Consider the following 16,327-nt stretch of genomic DNA (forward strand, 5'->3'; position numbering starts at 1 on the left):
TTGCAGTGCCGCCGCGCCGGATCGATCATCACCATCCGCGATTCGCCTGCGCCTGCGCGCGAAGGAGGCGACGATGATGAAGAGCCCGCCCATGGAGTCGGCCTCCGAGGAGGCCAGCCGCTTCGACGACGACTTCGAGCCGGAGGCCGGCGAACCGTCCGGAGGCACGAGCGCGGTGCGCAAGGGCCTGATGGGGGTCGCCATCGCGCTCGCGGTCATGCTGTGCGTGTCCCTGTATGCGGCCCGCACGCAGGTGCCGGCGGTGGACGCCTACGACGACGACCCGCAGCGCTGGTCCTGGGCCTGGCTCACGGAGCCCATCGAGTTCGACCGCTGGTTGCGCCCCGGCGCACAGGCGGGGCGGCCGCACTTCCGTTCGATGGTGCTCGCGGCGGAAGGCAGGCGCCTGTTCGCCGCCGGCGACAAGGGCGTGCTCCTGCGCAGCGACGACGGTGGCCGGAGCTGGCGGCCGCGCCGCGTGCCCGGTGCCGCGACGATCGTGTCGGTCGCGGAGGCGGCGGGTGCGCTGATGGTCCTGGACAGCAACGGCGCCGTGTGGCGCAGCACGGACGGGGGCCGCAAGTGGGAGAACAAGGTTCCCGCAGGCAGCGGCCTCAAGGCCCTCGCGCCCGCGCCCGAAGGGCAGGTCGTGCTGGCCGTGGGCACGGGCAAGGTGCTGCGTTCCGACAACCTCGGGCAGGAGTGGCGCACGGCCGCGGCTACGCAGCCGGCGGGACTGGCGGTCCCGGCCGCGACGGCGAAGAAGACGGCGATGCCTCCCCCCGGCGGGGCATGCCCGGCGGGCTGGACGTACAACGCGAAGGCGAACCAGTGCGAACCCTCCGACGCGTTGCTCAAGCAGCAGGGGCCGCTGCCGAACGTGGAGCAGGCGCCGGTGCAGAAGGCGGCACCGCGGCCGAAGGCGAGCAGCAAGGCCGAAATCCCGCCGCAGGCGCCGCGTGCCCGCGTGGTGCCCGAGCCCGTGCCCGCGCCTGTGCCTGCAGTGCCCCCGGTGGCGCAACCCGCGCCGGTGGCGGCGGCTCCGGTCGCACCGCCGCTGGTGGCCGTGCTGTTCGCCGGCAAGGAACGCGTGATCGGGGCGACCGCCGACGACCTGGTGACCAGCGAGGACGGCGGGCTGCACTGGAAGCCCGCGGCGCTGATGGTGCCTTCCGCCAGCCTCCCGTCCCGGTTCCGGGCCCTCACGCGCCAGGGCGACGTGTTCTTCGCGGTGGCAGACAGAGCCGTGCTGCGCAGCATGAACGGGAGCGTCTATACCGCGGTTCTGGTGACCGACGCTCCCTTGCGCGCCGTCGCCATGGCGCCGCACGGCAAGTTCGGGATCGCCGTGACCGAGAACGCGGAGGTGTTCACCACCGACGACGGCGGCGGCCAATGGAAACCCGGGAAGAAGCCGCTCTCGCAGCCGCTCACGTCGCTCGCCACGCCGGACGGCAGGTCGCTCGTGGGCACCGATGTCTCCGGCAACCTCGTGCGCGCGCTGCGCGTCGAGGACCCGCTCACCGCGATCGGCAGCTACGCGCGCTATCCCGCTCCCTGGTTCCTCGGCTTCGTCGGCTTCCTCATGCTGCCGCCCGCCGGCGCAGGCCTGCTCGCCTGGCAGCGCCGCAAGCTGCGCCTCGCGAAGACGGGCCTCATGGACAACGGCGTGTCCGACGAACCGATCTCGCGCGCGGAGCAGGATCGCCTCGCCTTCACGCCCGCCGTGGAAGCGCTGGCGCTGTTCCTGCGCCATTCCGCCACCACGCCGCCGCTGGCCATTGCCATCAACGCGCCGTGGGGCCGCGGCAAGACCAGCTTCATGCGCATGCTGCAGGTGCGGCTGCGGCACCTGGGCGCGCGGCCGGTGTGGTTCAACGTCTGGCACCACCAGCACGGGGACGTGCTGCTCGCACCGCTGCTGCAGGCGATCACGCGCCAGGCGGTGCCGAGCTGGTGGCGCTGGCAAGGCCTGCGCTTCCGCGCGCGGCTCGTGCTGCGGCGCATGCGCAAGCTGAACGACTGGGGCGTGGTCGCCGGCCTGGTGGCGCTGGTCGTCATCCCGCTCTACGTCGCGTGCCTCGTGGTGCGTGCACCGCATCCCGGCGCGGAGCCGCCGCAGTTCCCGACGCTGGACCACCTGGTGCGCGACCTGCACGCCGTCTGGAACTTCCTGCTCGGTGGCGAGTGGCTGGCCGCGGCGAAGAGCGCGAGCCTGACCGACGTGCTCGGTGCGGCCTTCGCCGCGCTGCGCAGCGACCCCGGCAATGGGTACTGGCTGCTCGGGACGGTGGGCCTGTCGCTCTGCCTGTACATGCTGGCCACCTACCTGCTGCGGCCCTTCCCGACCAGCCCGGGCATCCTCGCCGCCCGCCTGAACAGCAAGTTCAGCCTGTCGCAGGCCGAGGCGAAGGCGGATTTCCGGCAGCGCTTCCGCGAACACTTCGGCGACGTGGCGCGGGCGCTGTCGCCGCGCACGCTCACCATCTTCATCGACGACCTGGACCGGTGCGAGCCGCAGAAGGCCGCGGAACTGCTGGAAGCGGTGAACTACCTGTGCGAGTCGGGGCGGTGCTTCGTCGTGCTCGGCATGGCGCGCGAGCTGGTGGAGGCCCAGATCGCCAGCGCGCACAAGACGCTCGCCGAGGAGCAGGCGGTGCTGGAACGCGCGCGCCGCGAGGACGACGAGGGGCAGGGTGCCCCGGCCGCGGCGAAGGGCACGCCCGAGCGCGACCGGCTCGCGTACGCCCGCAAGTACCTGCGCAAGCTGGTCCAGCTCGACGTGCAGCTGCCCCAGGTGCAGGATGCGCAGGCGGTGGACCTGCTGCTGCAGAAGCGCAAGGAGCAGCAGGCGCAGGACCGGACCTGGAAGGCGCGCTGGCAGCGGGCGCGCGAGATCGGCGGGGCCTGCTTCATGCCGGCCACGCTGGGGCTGGCGCTCGCCCTGTTCCTGGGCGCGCTCGGCGTGCAGTGGTGGCAGTCGCTCGGTTTCATGGAGCAGGAGGCGCAGGCCGCCGCCGCTGCACGCGCCGCCACCCTGGAACGGACGGAGGACTTCCTGCGCAGCGCCAAGCGCTTCGAGCAGGTCCTGCGCGTGCAGGCGGAACGCGGCGGCGAAGGCCTGGCGCTGGCCACCGTGCGCGCCGACGCCGACGTGGTCGCCGGCCACGCCAGGGCGGTCGAAGGCCTGCTGCCGGCGCTGCGCAAGGAAACCACCGGCTTCGACAAGCTGTTCCAGGCGGCGGTCGCGCCGCACGAGGCCGCCGTGAAGACGCTGCGCGGCGACTTCGAGGCGCAGGCGCGCAAGGCGGGCAGGACGGAAGTCGTGGCCGCGCTCGCGCCGGACGGCAATGCAGCGGCCGCTCCGCGCGAGCCGACGCCCGCACCCGGTGCGCCCGATGCGGCCGCGGGCGCGCCGCTGCCGCCTGGCGAGGCGCCCGACTGGCCTTACGTGCTCGCGATGCTGCCCGTGCTGCTGCTCGTGCTGGCCGCGCTCACATACCGTGACCGCTACGTCGTGGAGCCGACGCCCGGGTACCGCAAGGCGGTGCAGCAGTGGCAGCCGCAGCTGGCCAACAACCCCGAGACCGCCAGCCCGCGCGAGCTGAAGCGCTTCATGAACGTCAGCCGCTATGTCGTGGCCCGCGGCCAGTCCGACGACCCGCTCCAGCCGGACGTGCCGGAGCCGACGATCGTGGAGTTCTGTGCACGCTGGCTGCTGCTGCGGGCGCAGGGGCGGCGCGCCACGGCCGACGGCCTCGCGCAATCGCCCGGCGTGGCGTCCAGCGAGGTGCCGGAGCGCCGGCGCCAGGCCGAGTGGTTCCTGCAGGTGGTGGGGGACATCAGCGGCTGAACCGGCGGCAGGAACCTTGACCTGCGTCAGTTGGCAGGCGGTGCGGCTTGCACATACTGGCCCGCGAAGGAGACTGCCATGAGCAACACCGGGATTCCGGGCACCACCCTGTTCGACGGCGCGCAGGCGATGAAGGGCTACGCCCTCAACCGCATGTGCTTCTCGTTCAACGACCAGGCGAACCGCGAGGCGTTCAAGGCCGACGAGGAGCGCTACATGCGCCACTACGGGCTGACCGCGCCGCAGGCCGACGCGATCCGCAAGCGCGACGTGCTGGGGCTGCTGGCGGCCGGCGGCAACGTGTACTACCTCGCCAAGTTCGCCGGGATCCTGGGCCTCGACGTGCAGGACCTCGGCGCCGCGCAGACCGGCATGACCAAGCAGCAGTTCAAGCTGAAGCTGCTGCAGCAGAACGACCAACCCGACCGCCTCGCCGCCTGAAAGGACGCACCATGGCCCGGATCGTCGGTGGACTCACCACCTCCCACGTGCCCGCCATCGGCGGCGCCATCGCCAGGGGACTCCAGGCGGAACCTTACTGGAAACCCTTCTTCGACGGCTTCCTGCCCGTGCACCAGTGGCTCGACGAAGTGAAGCCCGACGTCGCGGTCGTCTTCTACAACGACCACGGCCTCAACTTCTTCCTGGACAAGATGCCGACCTTCGCGGTCGGCGCCGCGCCGGAGTACCGCAACGCGGACGAAGGCTGGGGCATTCCCACCTCGGCCCCGTTCCACGGGCAGCAGGACCTGTCCTGGCACATCATCGAGCACCTGGTGGCGAGGGAGTTCGACATCACCACCTGCCAGGAGATGCTGGTCGACCACGCCTTCACGCTGCCGATGAAGCTGTTCTGGCCGAACGGCGTGCCGGTGACGGTGGTGCCGGTGTGCATCAACACCGTGCAGTTCCCGCTGCCCAGCGCGCGCCGCTGCTACCAGCTGGGACAGGCCGTCGGCGAGGCGGTCCGCTCCTGGGACGGCGACAGGAAGGTGGTCGTGATCGGCACGGGCGGCCTGTCGCACCAGCTCGATGGCGAGCGCGCCGGCTTCATCAACAAGCCCTTCGACCTGAAGTTCATGGAGAGCCTGGTCGACGACCCGGAGTGGGCGACGCAGTACAGCATCCACGAGCTGGTGGAGAAGACGGGAACGCAGGGCGTGGAGCTGCTGATGTGGCTCGCCACGCGCGGCGCCGTTGCCGGCCGCGTGCGCAAGGTGCACACGAATTACCACATCCCGATCTCCAACACGGCGGCGGGGATGATGGCGCTGGAGGCCCTGGCCTAGGCGCATACTGCCAGGGTCCGTCTCCAGGAGAGGAGGACCCCATGGACGATACGGGGCCCGACGGCCACCTCAGCGTGTTCGAGCAGTCGTGCGCCTACTGCGGCGCGCGCTTCCGCGTGCTGGCCCAGGTCGCGCACGAGCACCAGCACGCGTCCTATCCGTGCCCGGAGTGCGGCAAGCGCTACGAGATCGAGGCGGACGCGGAGCCGGAAGTGCAGTTGCTGCGAAGGCGCGGGGACGGCAAGGACGACCGGTACCAGGAGACGATGTTCTGATGGGGCAGCGCTGGGGTGAGCTTCGCTCAACCCAGCCTACCGTGAGCTCCGCTGAACCCAGCCTACGGTGAGCTTCGCTCGACCCAGCCTGCTGCAAGCTGTAGGGTGGCGACGCGCCAGCGTCGGAAGGTGAGCGCAGCGAACCCCACCGATGGCGGCTACCGCAGGCGTGCAGGGCTCAACATCGCTTCCGTGAGCCCGCAATCCGCGATGTGCGCCGGCAACTCCAATCCCCGCGCGAGCGCCGCGCACGCCTCGCCCATCGCCGGCGAGGTCTGGATGCCGTAGCCGCCTTGCGCGGCCACCCAGAAGAAGCCTTCCGCCGACGGATCGAACCCGCCGACGAGGTCGCCATCCGCCACGAACGAGCGCAGGCCGGCCCATGTGCGGGCGGGACGGCGGATCTCGAGCGTCGTCATGGACTGGATGCGGTCGATCGCGAGCGCGATGTCGAGCTCCTCCGGCTGCACGTCCTGCGGGTCCACCGGATCCGCATTCGCCGGCGAGCCGAGCAGCATGCCGGCGTCCTGCTTCACGTACCAGCTCTCGTCGGCGCTGATCAGGCACGGCCAGGACCGCGTGTCCACGCCTTCCGGCGGCGCGAAGGTGAACGCGGAGCGGCGCTTCGGCTGCAGGCCGATGCGCGGGACGCCCGCGAGATCCGCGATGACGTCGCACCAGGCGCCGGCCGCGTTGATCACCACGGGTGCGGTGAAGCTGCCTGCCTTCGTGCGCACCTGCCACGCGCCGTCGTTGCGCGCCAGGTCCAGCACCTCCGCGTCGCAAACGACGGAGCCGCCCGCGCGCCGCAGGCCGCGCAGGTAGCCCTGGTGGATGGCGTGCACGTCCATGTCGCTGGCATCGGGCTCCAGCACGGCGCCGATGAGGCGTTCGGGGCGCAGCACGGGGACCATCTCCAGCGCCTCTTCCCTGGCGAGGCGCCGCGCGTGCGGCGTCATGGACCGCAGCAGCTCCCAGTGCGCCTCGAGAAGCGCTTCCTCGCCCGGCGCGGCGACGAGCAGGCAGCCGCGCCCGGAGAGCACGGGATGTTCGGAGAAGCCGGGCGGCGGCGCGTCGAGGAAAGGCCGGCTCGCCTTGCTCAGGGCACGCACCTGCGGCGTGCCGTAGGAGTCGAGGAAGAGGGCGGCGGAACGGCCGGTGGAGTGGTAGCCGGGCTGGGACTCGCGTTCCAGCAGCACCACGCGCGCATGCGGCGCGAGGAAGTAGCCGACGGAGGCGCCGGCGATGCCGGCACCGAGGACGAGGAAGTCGGCGTCGTGGAGCATCGCGGGATTATGGCGGCCGCGTGCCCCTCACCCCAGCCCTCTCCCCGGAGGGGAGAGGGAGCAACACAGGCTCCCTCTCCCGCTTGCGGGAGGGGGGCGGGGTGAGGGAATGAGAAAGGGCCCCTCAGGGCCCTTGTGCTTACAGCGTGTCGATGAACGACCGCAGCTTGTCCGAGCGGCTCGGGTGCTTGAGCTTGCGCAGCGCCTTCGCCTCGATCTGGCGGATGCGCTCGCGGGTGACGTCGAACTGCTTGCCGACTTCCTCCAGCGTGTGGTCCGTGCTCATCTCGATGCCGAAGCGCATGCGCAGGACCTTGGCTTCGCGCGGGGTCAGCGAATCGAGGATGTCCTTCACCACGTCGCGCAGGCCGGCCTGCATGGCGGCTTCGATCGGCGCGGTGTTGCCGGTGTCCTCGATGAAATCGCCCAGGTGGGAATCGTCGTCGTCCCCGATCGGCGTCTCCATGGAGATCGGCTCCTTGGCGATCTTCATGATCTTGCGGATCTTGTCTTCCGGGATCTCCATCTTGGCCGCCAGGATGCTGGCGTCCGGCTCGAAGCCGAACTCCTGCAGGTGCTGGCGCGAGATGCGGTTCATCTTGTTGATGGTCTCGATCATGTGCACCGGGATGCGGATGGTCCGCGCCTGGTCGGCGATCGAGCGCGTGATGGCCTGGCGGATCCACCACGTGGCGTACGTCGAGAACTTGTAGCCGCGACGGTATTCGAACTTGTCCACCGCCTTCATCAGGCCGATGTTGCCTTCCTGGATCAGGTCCAGGAACTGCAGGCCGCGGTTGGTGTACTTCTTGGCGATCGAGATCACGAGGCGCAGGTTGGCCTCGATCATCTCCTTCTTCGCCTCGCGGGAAGAAGCCTCGCCTTCGTTCATGCGGCGGTTGATCTCCTTCAGCTCGGCGAGCGGCACCACCACCTGCGCCTGCAGGTCGATCAGCTTCTGCTGCAGTTCCTGGATCGCCGGCACGTTGCGGGCGATGACGGTGCTCCAGGGCTTGCCGGCGGCGGCCTGCTTCTCCACCCACTGGCGGTTCAGCAGGTTGGGCGGGAAGTCCTTGACGAAGGTTTCCTGCGGCATGCCGCACTTGTCGACGATGATGCGGCGCAGCTCGCGCTCCTTCTTGCGCACGTCGTCGACCTGGCCGCGCACCATGTCGCACAGCTTCTCGATGGTCTTGGCCGTGAAGCGGATGGTCATCAGCTCCTCGGACAGCGCGTGCTGGCACTTCTGGTAGGTGGGCGAGCCCCAGCCTTCCTTGTCGTAGGCCTTGTGCACCTTCTCGAACAGGCTGGCGATCTTGTCGAACTTCTCCAGCGCCTGCGCCTTGAGCTCTTCGAGCTTGCGGGTCAGCGCCTTGGAGCCGCCGGAGCCGTCGTCGTCGTCGTCCGCGTCGAATTCGTCGAAGTCTTCTTCCGCGACGTAGTCGTCGGCTTCGTTCGGGTTGGAGAAGCCGTCCACGATGGTGGAGATGACGACCTTGCCCTCGCGGATCTCCGCGGCCAGGCGCAGGATCTCGGCGATGGTGGCGGGCGAGGCGGAGATCGCCTCCATCATGGCCATCAGGCCGCCCTCGATGCGCTTGGCGATCTCGATCTCGCCCTCGCGCGTGAGCAGTTCCACCGTGCCCATCTCGCGCATGTACATGCGCACGGGGTCGGTGGTGCGGCCGAATTCGCTGTCGACGGTGGACAGGGCGGCTTCGGCTTCCTCTTCGGCTTCTTCCTCGGTCGCGGCGGTCGGGCCGGTGTTCGTCAGCAGCAGCGTCTCGGCATCGGGCGTCTGCTCGTACACGGCCACGCCCATGTCGTTCAACATGGAGACGACGACTTCCAGCGTCTCGTTGTCGACCAGCTTTTCCGGCAGGTGGTCGGTGATCTCCGCGTGCGTCAGGTAGCCGCGGGTCTTGCCCAGCTTGATCAGGCTCTTGAGGCGCTGGCGCCGCTTGAGCATTTCCTCCTCGGTCAGGATGGTTTCATCCAGGCCGAATTCCTTCATCAAGGCGCGTTCCTTCGCCTTGCTGATCTTCATGCGCAGCGGCTTGGCCTTCTCGACCACCGCCGCGGCTTCTTCCACGACCGGTTCGCTGTCCTCGAAGTCGGCCTCGACGTCCGACAGGTCCTCGTCGTCCTCGGCCTTCGGGCCTTCCGCTGCCGCCTTCGGCTTGCGGCCGCGCTTGGCGCCGGTCTTGGGCGGGGTGTCGACTTCGGCGCTCGCCTTGGGCGGGCGGCCCGGTTTCTTCTTCGCGGGTTCCTCCGCGACGGCGGTCTTGGCGGACTTCTTGGTTTCTTCCTTGGCGGAGGCCTTCTCGGACTTGGCGGGGGACTTCGTGGGCACGGGCTTGACGGGTTGGGTTGCGGCGGGCTTCTTGTCGCTCTTGACGACCTTCAGCGGGGCCTTGGAGGGGGATGAGGCTTGGACTGGCTTGCGGTCGGCAGGTTTCGCGGCGGCAGACGTCTTCGCGGACTTTTGAGCGGGCATACGACCTCGGTACAGGACAGCGGAAACACAAATGCGCCACGAACCCGGCGCGGGTGGAGAAAGGCCGACCTGGGCCTCAGGGGCAAGATGGGTGGGCGAACATTTGGTGTGCAGTCCTTGCGGTGTGTTGGCCTACCCGCTGGGGGTGCCGCTCGTGCGTGAGGGCCGGCCGGTCCGGAGGTGCTGCTGTCGCTCTTGCCGCTAGCAACCCTACATTATATCGGTCAATGCCGATTTCAAGCCTTGGCCGGGGGTTTTTGCGCTTCCTGCAACGCCTGCCGCTTCCGGCTGAGCTCGTAGAGGCGCTCCATCCGGGTGGGATCGGTCCCGGGCAGCTTGCCGACCCGCTCGATTTCCGCCGCCACCGCCTCCAGGTGGATCGCCGTCATCGCCCGGCGCAGGTCGTCCGGGCCGAGCTCCTCCACCTCGTACGCGCGCCCGCTCGGCTGCATGTCGTCCAGGGCGATCAGGCGCCCCGCCAGCTCCGCGAAGGGCTGGCCCTCGACCACCAGCTGCAGCACCGCCCAGGGCTCGGCGCCGTGCTCGTGGAAGCGGGTGTCGATCCACGAGAACAGGTCGCCGTGCGGCGACTGCAGCTCGCACAGCACGTGGTGGTCGTCGTTCGTCAGGAGGTCCCAGGCCTCGGAGTTGCGCAGCGCCGCCCGGGCGATGTGTTCCGCCATCGCGATCGTCCGCGGCTTGATCGCATGCCGGGGGCCGGCGCCGTACGCCCGCCGCTTGTACGGTGCGTCGCTGCCCTTGCGCTCGCGGCGCGGCGCCTTCTGCTGCCCGGGGCGCACGATGCCCCAGAGTTCCAGCAGGTCGTGTTCGCCGAGCTGCGCGCGTTCCGCGATCGCGCCCAGGATCTGGCGCTTCAGCGCCCCCTCGGGCAGCTGCTTCCACAGGGGCCCGGCGTTGCTGACCATGCGGGAGCGGCCTTCCACCGTGCCGAGGTCGCAGCCTTCGGCGGAGGCCTCCAGCAGGAACTCGCTCAGGGGCACGGCCTGGCGCACGAAGCGCGCGAACGCCTCCGTGCCGTGCTCGCGGATGTAGCTGTCCGGATCGTGTTCCGGGGGCAGGAAAAGGAACTTCACCGTCCGCACGTCCGTGGCATAGGGCAGGGCGCCGTCCAGGGCCCTGCGGGCGGCGCGGCGGCCGGCGGCATCGCCGTCGAAGCTGAAGACCACGCTGTCGGTGAAGCGGAACAGCTTCTGCACGTGGTCGGTGGTGCAGGCCGTGCCCAGGGTGGCGACCGCGTTGGGGAAACCGAGCTGCGCCAGCCCGATCACGTCCATGTAGCCCTCGGTCACCAGCACGTAGCCTGCCTCGCGCAGCGCGTTGCGCGCTTCCCAGAGCCCATAGAGCTCGCGGCCCTTGCTGAAGATCGGCGTCTCCGGCGAGTTGAGGTACTTGGGCTTCTCGTCGCCCAGCACCCGGCCGCCGAAGCCGATGCACTCGCCCTTGACGTTGCGGATGGGGAACATCACGCGGTCGCGGAAGCGGTCGTAGCGTTTGTCGTCGTCCTCGTTGACGACCACGAGGCCGCTCTCGGCCAGCAGCGGGTCGTCGTACTCCGGGAAGACGCCCGCGAGCGTGCGCCAGCCCTCCGGCGCGTAGCCCAGGCCGAACTGCTTCGCGATCTCGCCGGACACGCCCCGGCTCTTGAAGTACGCCACGGCCTTCTGCGACGTCCTCAGGTGCTTGCGGTAGGCGGCGCCGGCCTTCTCCAGCACGTCGGTCAGCGTGGCCTGCTTCTGCTTCTGCTCCGCCTGGCGGGCCCGTTCCGCCGGCGAGATGTCCTCTTCCGGCACCTGCATGCCGTACTGGCCGGCCAGGTCCTTCACCGCTTCCGGGAAGTTCATCCCGGCGTAGTCGATCAGGAAGCCGATGGCGTTGCCGCTCTTGCCGCAGCCGAAGCAGTGATAGAACTGCTTGGAGGGGCTCACGGTGAAGGACGGCGTCTTCTCGCTGTGGAAGGGGCAGAGCCCGGAATAGTTGGCGCCCGTCTTCTTCAGCTGCACGTGGCGGCCGACGATCTCGACGACGTCGGCGCGCGCTATGAGTTCCTGGATGAAAGACTGGGGGATCGCCATCGGGGCTACGTGTTCCTACCTGATTCTGCACCGGGCGGAAAAGGACTAACCTTGGCTCCCTTCGAACGAGAGGAGACAGGGCATGGCCAGCATCTTCGACCAGGACCTTCCGCGCAACGAGGCGAATTACACGCCGCTGTCGCCATTGTCCTTCCTGGAGCGCGCCGCCGACGTCTACCCGCAACGAACGGCGGTGGTCCATGGGGGCTTGCGCCGGACCTGGGCGCAGGTGTACGAGCGCTGCCGCCGGCTGGCGAGCGCCCTGCATCAGGCCGGCCTGGGCAAGGGCGACACCGTCGCCGTGATGCTTCCCAACACCCCGCCCATGGTGGAGGCGCACTTCGGCATCCCCATGGCCGGCGCCGTGCTGAACACGCTGAACACCCGGCTGGACCCGGAGGCGATCGCCTTCATGCTGGAACACGGCGAGGCCAGGGCGGTGATCGTGGACCCGGAGTTCGCCCCCGTGATGCAGAAAGCCATCGCGCTGCGCAAGGAGGGGCGGCCGCTGCTCGTGATCGACGCGGAGGACGCGCTCTTCACCGGCGAGGCGCAGCGCATCGGCAGCACCACGTACGAGGCTTTCCTCGCCGGAGGCGACCCGTCCTTCGCCTGGGAACTCCCGGCCGACGAGTGGGACGCGATCGCGCTGAACTACACCAGCGGCACCACCGGCAACCCCAAGGGCGTGGTCTACCACCACCGCGGCGCGGCGATCAACGCGATCTCCAACATCCTCGAGTGGGACATGCCCAAGCACCCGGTCTACCTGTGGACGCTGCCCATGTTCCACTGCAACGGCTGGTGCTTCCCGTGGACGGTCGCCGCGCGGGCCGGCGTCAACGTCTGCCTGCGCAAGGTGGAAGCGAAGGCGATGGCCGACGCGATCCGCGAGTACGGCGTCACGCACTACTGCGGCGCGCCCATCGTGCACGGCATGCTGGTGAACGCTCCGGAGGACCTGAAGAAGGGCCTGCCGCGCGGCGTCAAGGCAATGGTCGCGGGCGCGGCCCCGCCCGCCTCGCTGATCGAGGGCATGGAGAAGCTGGGCTTCGACCTGACCCACGTCTACGGCCTCACCGAGGTGTACGGCCCCGCGACCGCTTGCGCGAAGCACGACGCCTGGGACCGGCTGGACATCGGCGAGCGCGCGCGCCTGAATGCGCGCCAGGGCGTGCGCTACCACCTGCAGCGCAGCGCCCGCGTGCTCGACCCGCAGACCATGAAGCCCGTGCCCTGGGACGGCGAGACCATGGGCGAGATCATGTTCCAGGGCAACATCACGATGAAGGGCTACCTGAAGAACGCCAAGGCGACGCAGGAAGCCTTCGCGGGCGGCTGGTACCGCACCGGCGACCTCGCGGTGCAGTACCCCGACGGCTACATCAAGATCAAGGACCGCAGCAAGGACATCATCATCTCGGGCGGCGAGAACATTTCGTCCATCGAGGTGGAGGACGTGCTGTACCGCCATCCGGACATCCTCGCGGCGGCCGTCGTCGCGAAGCCGGATGCCAAGTGGGGCGAGACGCCCTGCGCCTTCGTGGAGCTGAAGGCGGGCGCGAAGCTCACGGCGGAGGAGGTCGTCGCGCACTGCAAGAAGCACCTCGCCGGCTTCAAGGTGCCGCGGGCCGTGGTGTTCGGCGAGCTGCCGAAGACCTCCACCGGCAAGATCCAGAAGTTCGAGCTGCGCAAGCAGGCGGGGTCGGCCGCGGCCATCGACGTCTAGCCGGCGGCGTCGTACATTCCGCACTTCATCCAGACCGGGGAGGGCGGGCGATGAAGTCGTGGCGGTGGCTGCTGGCGGCGGGCGCGCTGGCGCTGGCATCGTGCGGGGGTGGTGGCGGCGGCATCCAGCTGCCGGGCGCGCCGCCCCGGCCGAACATCCTCTTCGTCATCCTGGACGACGTCGGCGTCGACCAGATGGCGTCCTTCGGCTACGGCGGGCCGGTGCCGCCGCACGTCCCCAACATGGATGCGGTCGCCGCGGCCGGCGTGCGCTTCCGCAATGCCTGGTCCATGCCGGAGTGCTCGCCCGGGCGCGCGGCCTTCTTCGTCGGGCGCTTCCCGCACCGCACCAACGTCTACGCCGCGATCGGCCCCAACGACCTGGCGCAGTCGCAGGTCTCGCCCTACGACATGACCGTGCCCAAGCTGCTGAAGCAGGCCGGCTACGAGAACGGCATGTTCGGCAAGTTCCACCTGGCCGGCCCGGAGAACAACCCCGCCGGCAACGGAACGCCCGCGGTGCTCGGCTGGGACCATTTCACCGGCTGGATCGGCGGCGTGCCCGCGTCGATCGATACCACGGGCGGCGGCCTCGCGCCCGCGAAGACGTACACGTGCGGCTTCGTTCCCCCGGCCGGCCAGCGCGGCGGCGCCGACACCGGGGCCTGCTACCGGCCGGACGGCAGCTGCAGCGTGAAGACTCGCGCTGCGCCCTCGCAGGACGCGGCGGGGCTGCAGTGCGTGAACGCGGGCGGCCTGTTCGTGCCGGACCAGGCCTGCGGCACGCGGCCGGCCAGCCTCGACTTCCGGCGCGAGAACGCCTACTACGTCTCGCCGCTCGTGGTCGTGGATGGCGGCAGGGTGGAGCAGGTGCCTCTCGACGACTCCCGCGGCCGCGGCTACCGGACCCGCATCGAGGCCGACGCGGCGATTGCCTGGATCAAGTCGCGCGCCTCCGGCAAGCCGTGGATGGCGACGGTGAGCTTCAGCGCGGCGCACACGCCCCTGCAGCAGCCGCCCATGGCCCTGGTGCCGCACAGCGGCCACGCGGACAAGGACGCGCTCGATTGCGACGGCGTGCTCGCCGGCCGGGTGCTGCAGAACCAGATGACGGAAGCCCTGGACACCGAGTTCGGCCGCATCCTCGTGGAGACGGGCATCGCGAAGCGCGCGGGCGACGGCAGCCTGCAGTACGACCCCAAGGCCAGCAACACCGTCATCGTGATCGTGGGCGACAACGGCTCGCTCGGCTTCTCCGTCAAGCCGCCGTTCAATTCGCAGCTCGCCAAGGGCACCACGTACCAGACGGGCATCTGGGATCCGCTGATCGTGGCGGGCCCGCCCGTCGCGCAGCCGGGCCGCGCCGTGGAGCACATGGTCAACATGGTGGACGTGTTCCAGCTGTTCGGCGAGCTGGCCGGCATCGACGTGCACAAGGCCGTGCCGCGCACGGTGGACTCCGTGGCGCTGCTGCCTTACCTCACGAACGCGGGGCAGGGCAGCCTGCGCACGATGAACTTCGCCATGACGGGTTTCAACCTCCAGGCCAACGGCGGGCGCAACGGGCCCTGCGTGATCCAGACGAGCTGCACGCAAATCCCCATGACCAAGAGCGTCTGCGAGGACAACGCCGGTGTCTGGTGGGGCAGCGGCTACACCGACCCGTCGGTGGTGCCGAACGGCGGGGCCGGCTACCCGGGCTGCTGCCAGGTGAACCAGGCACTGTCCCGCGCCGGCCGGACGACCGTCTCGGTGCTGCCCGAGTTCTCGAGCGCGCTGCGCAACGAACGCTACAAGGTGATCCGCAACACCACGCAGACCTACGACCCCGCCGCCGACAGCTGCAACCCGGTCACCACGAACGAGTTCTACGCGATCGACCAGGCCAGCCCCACGCCGCTGCTCGACGACCCCGACCGCAACCTGCTGCTGGCCCCGCTCACGCCGGAACTGCAGCGCGTGTACGGCGAGCTGACGGCCCGCCTCGACGAGGTGCTGGCGTCCGAACCCGCGTGCCCCGGCGACGGCAACAAGGACGGCGTCGTCGACGCGCAGGACCTCGCCAACGTGCAGGCGCTCGCGACCGGCTGGGGCTTCTCCAGCGTGTACGACTTCGCGGGCACCGACGGCGTCACGGCCGCGGCGGACGTCGACCTGGTCCGGCAGAACCTGGGGCGCGGCTGCGCGAAGAGCCATGGCGTCTACTAGGCGGCGCGCACTGGTGCTCGGTGGCGCAGGCGTCGTGGCCGCGGGCGCCGGCTTCCTCGGCTGGCGTGCGTGGGACCGCCGGCGCTCGCCCGTCCGCCCTGTCGTGCGCATCGGCGACGGCGTCTCCGGCCCGAAGGACATGGCGTGGGTCCCGGGCGGCGTGTTCCTCATGGGCAGCGACCACGCGCTGGCGCGCTTCGACGAGCGGCCGGCACACGCGGTGCGGGTGCGCGGCTTCTGGATGGACCGCACGCACGTCACCAACGGGCAGTTCGCCGCCTTCGTGCGCGAGACCGGCTACGTCACGACGGCGGAGCGCACGCCCGACTGGGACACGGTGCGCGTGCAGCTGCCGCCGGGCACGCCGCGTCCGCCCGATGCGGCGCTGGTCCCCGGCGCGATGGTGTTCGTCGGCACCCGCGCGCCCGTGCGCCTGGACGACTATTCGCAGTGGTGGCGCTACGTGCCGGGCGCGGACTGGCGGCATCCGCAGGGGCCGCGCAGTTCCATCGCGGGCAAGGGCGACCATCCCGTCGTGCAGGTGAGCCACGACGATGCGCTCGCGTATGCCCGCTGGGCCGGCAAGCGGCTGCCGACCGAAGCGGAATGGGAGTTCGCGGCGCGCGGCGGCCTGGAGCAGGCGACCTACGCGTGGGGCGACGACCCCGCTCCCGATGGCGCGCCGGCGGCCAACTACTGGGACGCGGGCAAGGGCCGCTTTCCCGTCGTGCGGCCGGAGGCGGGCGGCGCGGCGGGCACGACGCCGGTGCAGAGCTTCCCGCCCAATGGCTACGGCCTGCACGACATGACGGGCAACGCGTGGCAATGGGTGGCGGACTGGTACCGGGCCGACTGGTTCGCGGCCCAGGCGCGGCGCGGCGGCGGGCCGATCGAGGATCCGCGCGGCCCGCGGGACTCTTTCGACCCGGCGGACCGCGGCGTGCCCGCCAATGCGCCGAAGAAGGTGATCCGCGGCGGGTCCTTCCTCTGCAACGTGGACTACTGCCTGTCGTACCGGCCGAGCGCGCGCCGCGGCTGCGACCCGTACAGCCCGATGTCGCACCTCGGCTTCCGGCTGGTGCGCGACGCCTGAGGTCG

10 protein-coding genes are annotated in these 16,327 nt (G+C 70.2%); 7 read left to right on the forward strand and 3 right to left on the reverse strand.

Features of this window, described 5'->3' with window-relative positions:
* The first annotated feature begins 73 nt into the window (after window positions 1–73).
* From H8N03_RS22865 to H8N03_RS22880, 4 genes are all read left to right on the forward strand, one after another.
* Window positions 74–3,853, forward strand: a complete 3,780-nt coding sequence (locus H8N03_RS22865) for a P-loop NTPase fold protein (RefSeq protein ID WP_187078541.1) — start codon at window positions 74–76, stop codon at window positions 3,851–3,853.
* Between the two features lie 78 nt (window positions 3,854–3,931).
* Entirely contained in the window at window positions 3,932–4,294 is a 363-nt protein-coding gene (locus H8N03_RS22870) for a protocatechuate 4,5-dioxygenase subunit alpha (RefSeq protein ID WP_187078542.1), read from the forward strand.
* A gap of 11 nt (window positions 4,295–4,305) precedes the next feature.
* Entirely contained in the window at window positions 4,306–5,142 is an 837-nt protein-coding gene (locus H8N03_RS22875) for a class III extradiol dioxygenase family protein (RefSeq protein ID WP_187078543.1), read from the forward strand.
* A gap of 41 nt (window positions 5,143–5,183) precedes the next feature.
* Window positions 5,184–5,417 (forward strand): hypothetical protein, encoded by a 234-nt coding sequence (locus H8N03_RS22880; RefSeq protein ID WP_187078544.1) that lies wholly within the window; start codon window positions 5,184–5,186, stop codon window positions 5,415–5,417.
* Between the two features lie 158 nt (window positions 5,418–5,575).
* On the opposite strand, the gene H8N03_RS22885 is transcribed toward H8N03_RS22880, so the two are convergent.
* From H8N03_RS22885 to dnaG, 3 genes are all read right to left on the reverse strand, one after another.
* On the reverse strand, window positions 5,576–6,703 hold the full coding sequence (locus tag H8N03_RS22885) for an NAD(P)/FAD-dependent oxidoreductase (protein ID WP_187078545.1): 1,128 nt from the start codon (window positions 6,701–6,703) through the stop codon (window positions 5,576–5,578).
* A gap of 139 nt (window positions 6,704–6,842) precedes the next feature.
* Complete coding sequence (gene rpoD / locus H8N03_RS22890; RefSeq protein WP_187078546.1) at window positions 6,843–9,200, reverse strand: RNA polymerase sigma factor RpoD; 2,358 nt, start codon at window positions 9,198–9,200, stop codon at window positions 6,843–6,845.
* A 236-nt stretch (window positions 9,201–9,436) separates the two neighbouring features.
* Window positions 9,437–11,293, reverse strand: a complete 1,857-nt coding sequence (gene dnaG / locus H8N03_RS22895) for a DNA primase (protein WP_187078547.1) — start codon at window positions 11,291–11,293, stop codon at window positions 9,437–9,439.
* Between the two features lie 82 nt (window positions 11,294–11,375).
* On the opposite strand from dnaG, the gene H8N03_RS22900 reads away from it, so the two are divergent.
* From H8N03_RS22900 to H8N03_RS22910, 3 genes are read left to right on the forward strand one after another with little or no spacing between them, the layout of a single operon-like run.
* The gene (locus H8N03_RS22900) at window positions 11,376–13,022 is read left to right on the forward strand and encodes an acyl-CoA synthetase (RefSeq protein WP_187078548.1); all 1,647 of its coding nucleotides are present in this window, start codon (window positions 11,376–11,378) and stop codon (window positions 13,020–13,022) included.
* Window positions 13,023–13,072: 50 nt separating this feature from the next.
* Window positions 13,073–15,229 (forward strand): sulfatase-like hydrolase/transferase, encoded by a 2,157-nt coding sequence (locus H8N03_RS22905; protein ID WP_187078549.1) that lies wholly within the window; start codon window positions 13,073–13,075, stop codon window positions 15,227–15,229.
* Window positions 15,216–16,322 carry a formylglycine-generating enzyme family protein gene (locus tag H8N03_RS22910; protein WP_187078550.1) on the forward strand — a complete coding sequence of 369 codons (1,107 nt, stop codon included), beginning with the start codon at window positions 15,216–15,218 and terminating at the stop codon, window positions 16,320–16,322. The genes H8N03_RS22905 and H8N03_RS22910 overlap by 14 nt, the downstream gene beginning before the upstream one ends.
* Window positions 16,323–16,327 lie beyond the last annotated feature (5 nt).

This window comes from Ramlibacter cellulosilyticus, from assembly GCF_014297465.1.
GTDB lineage: Bacteria > Pseudomonadota > Gammaproteobacteria > Burkholderiales > Burkholderiaceae_C > Ramlibacter > Ramlibacter cellulosilyticus.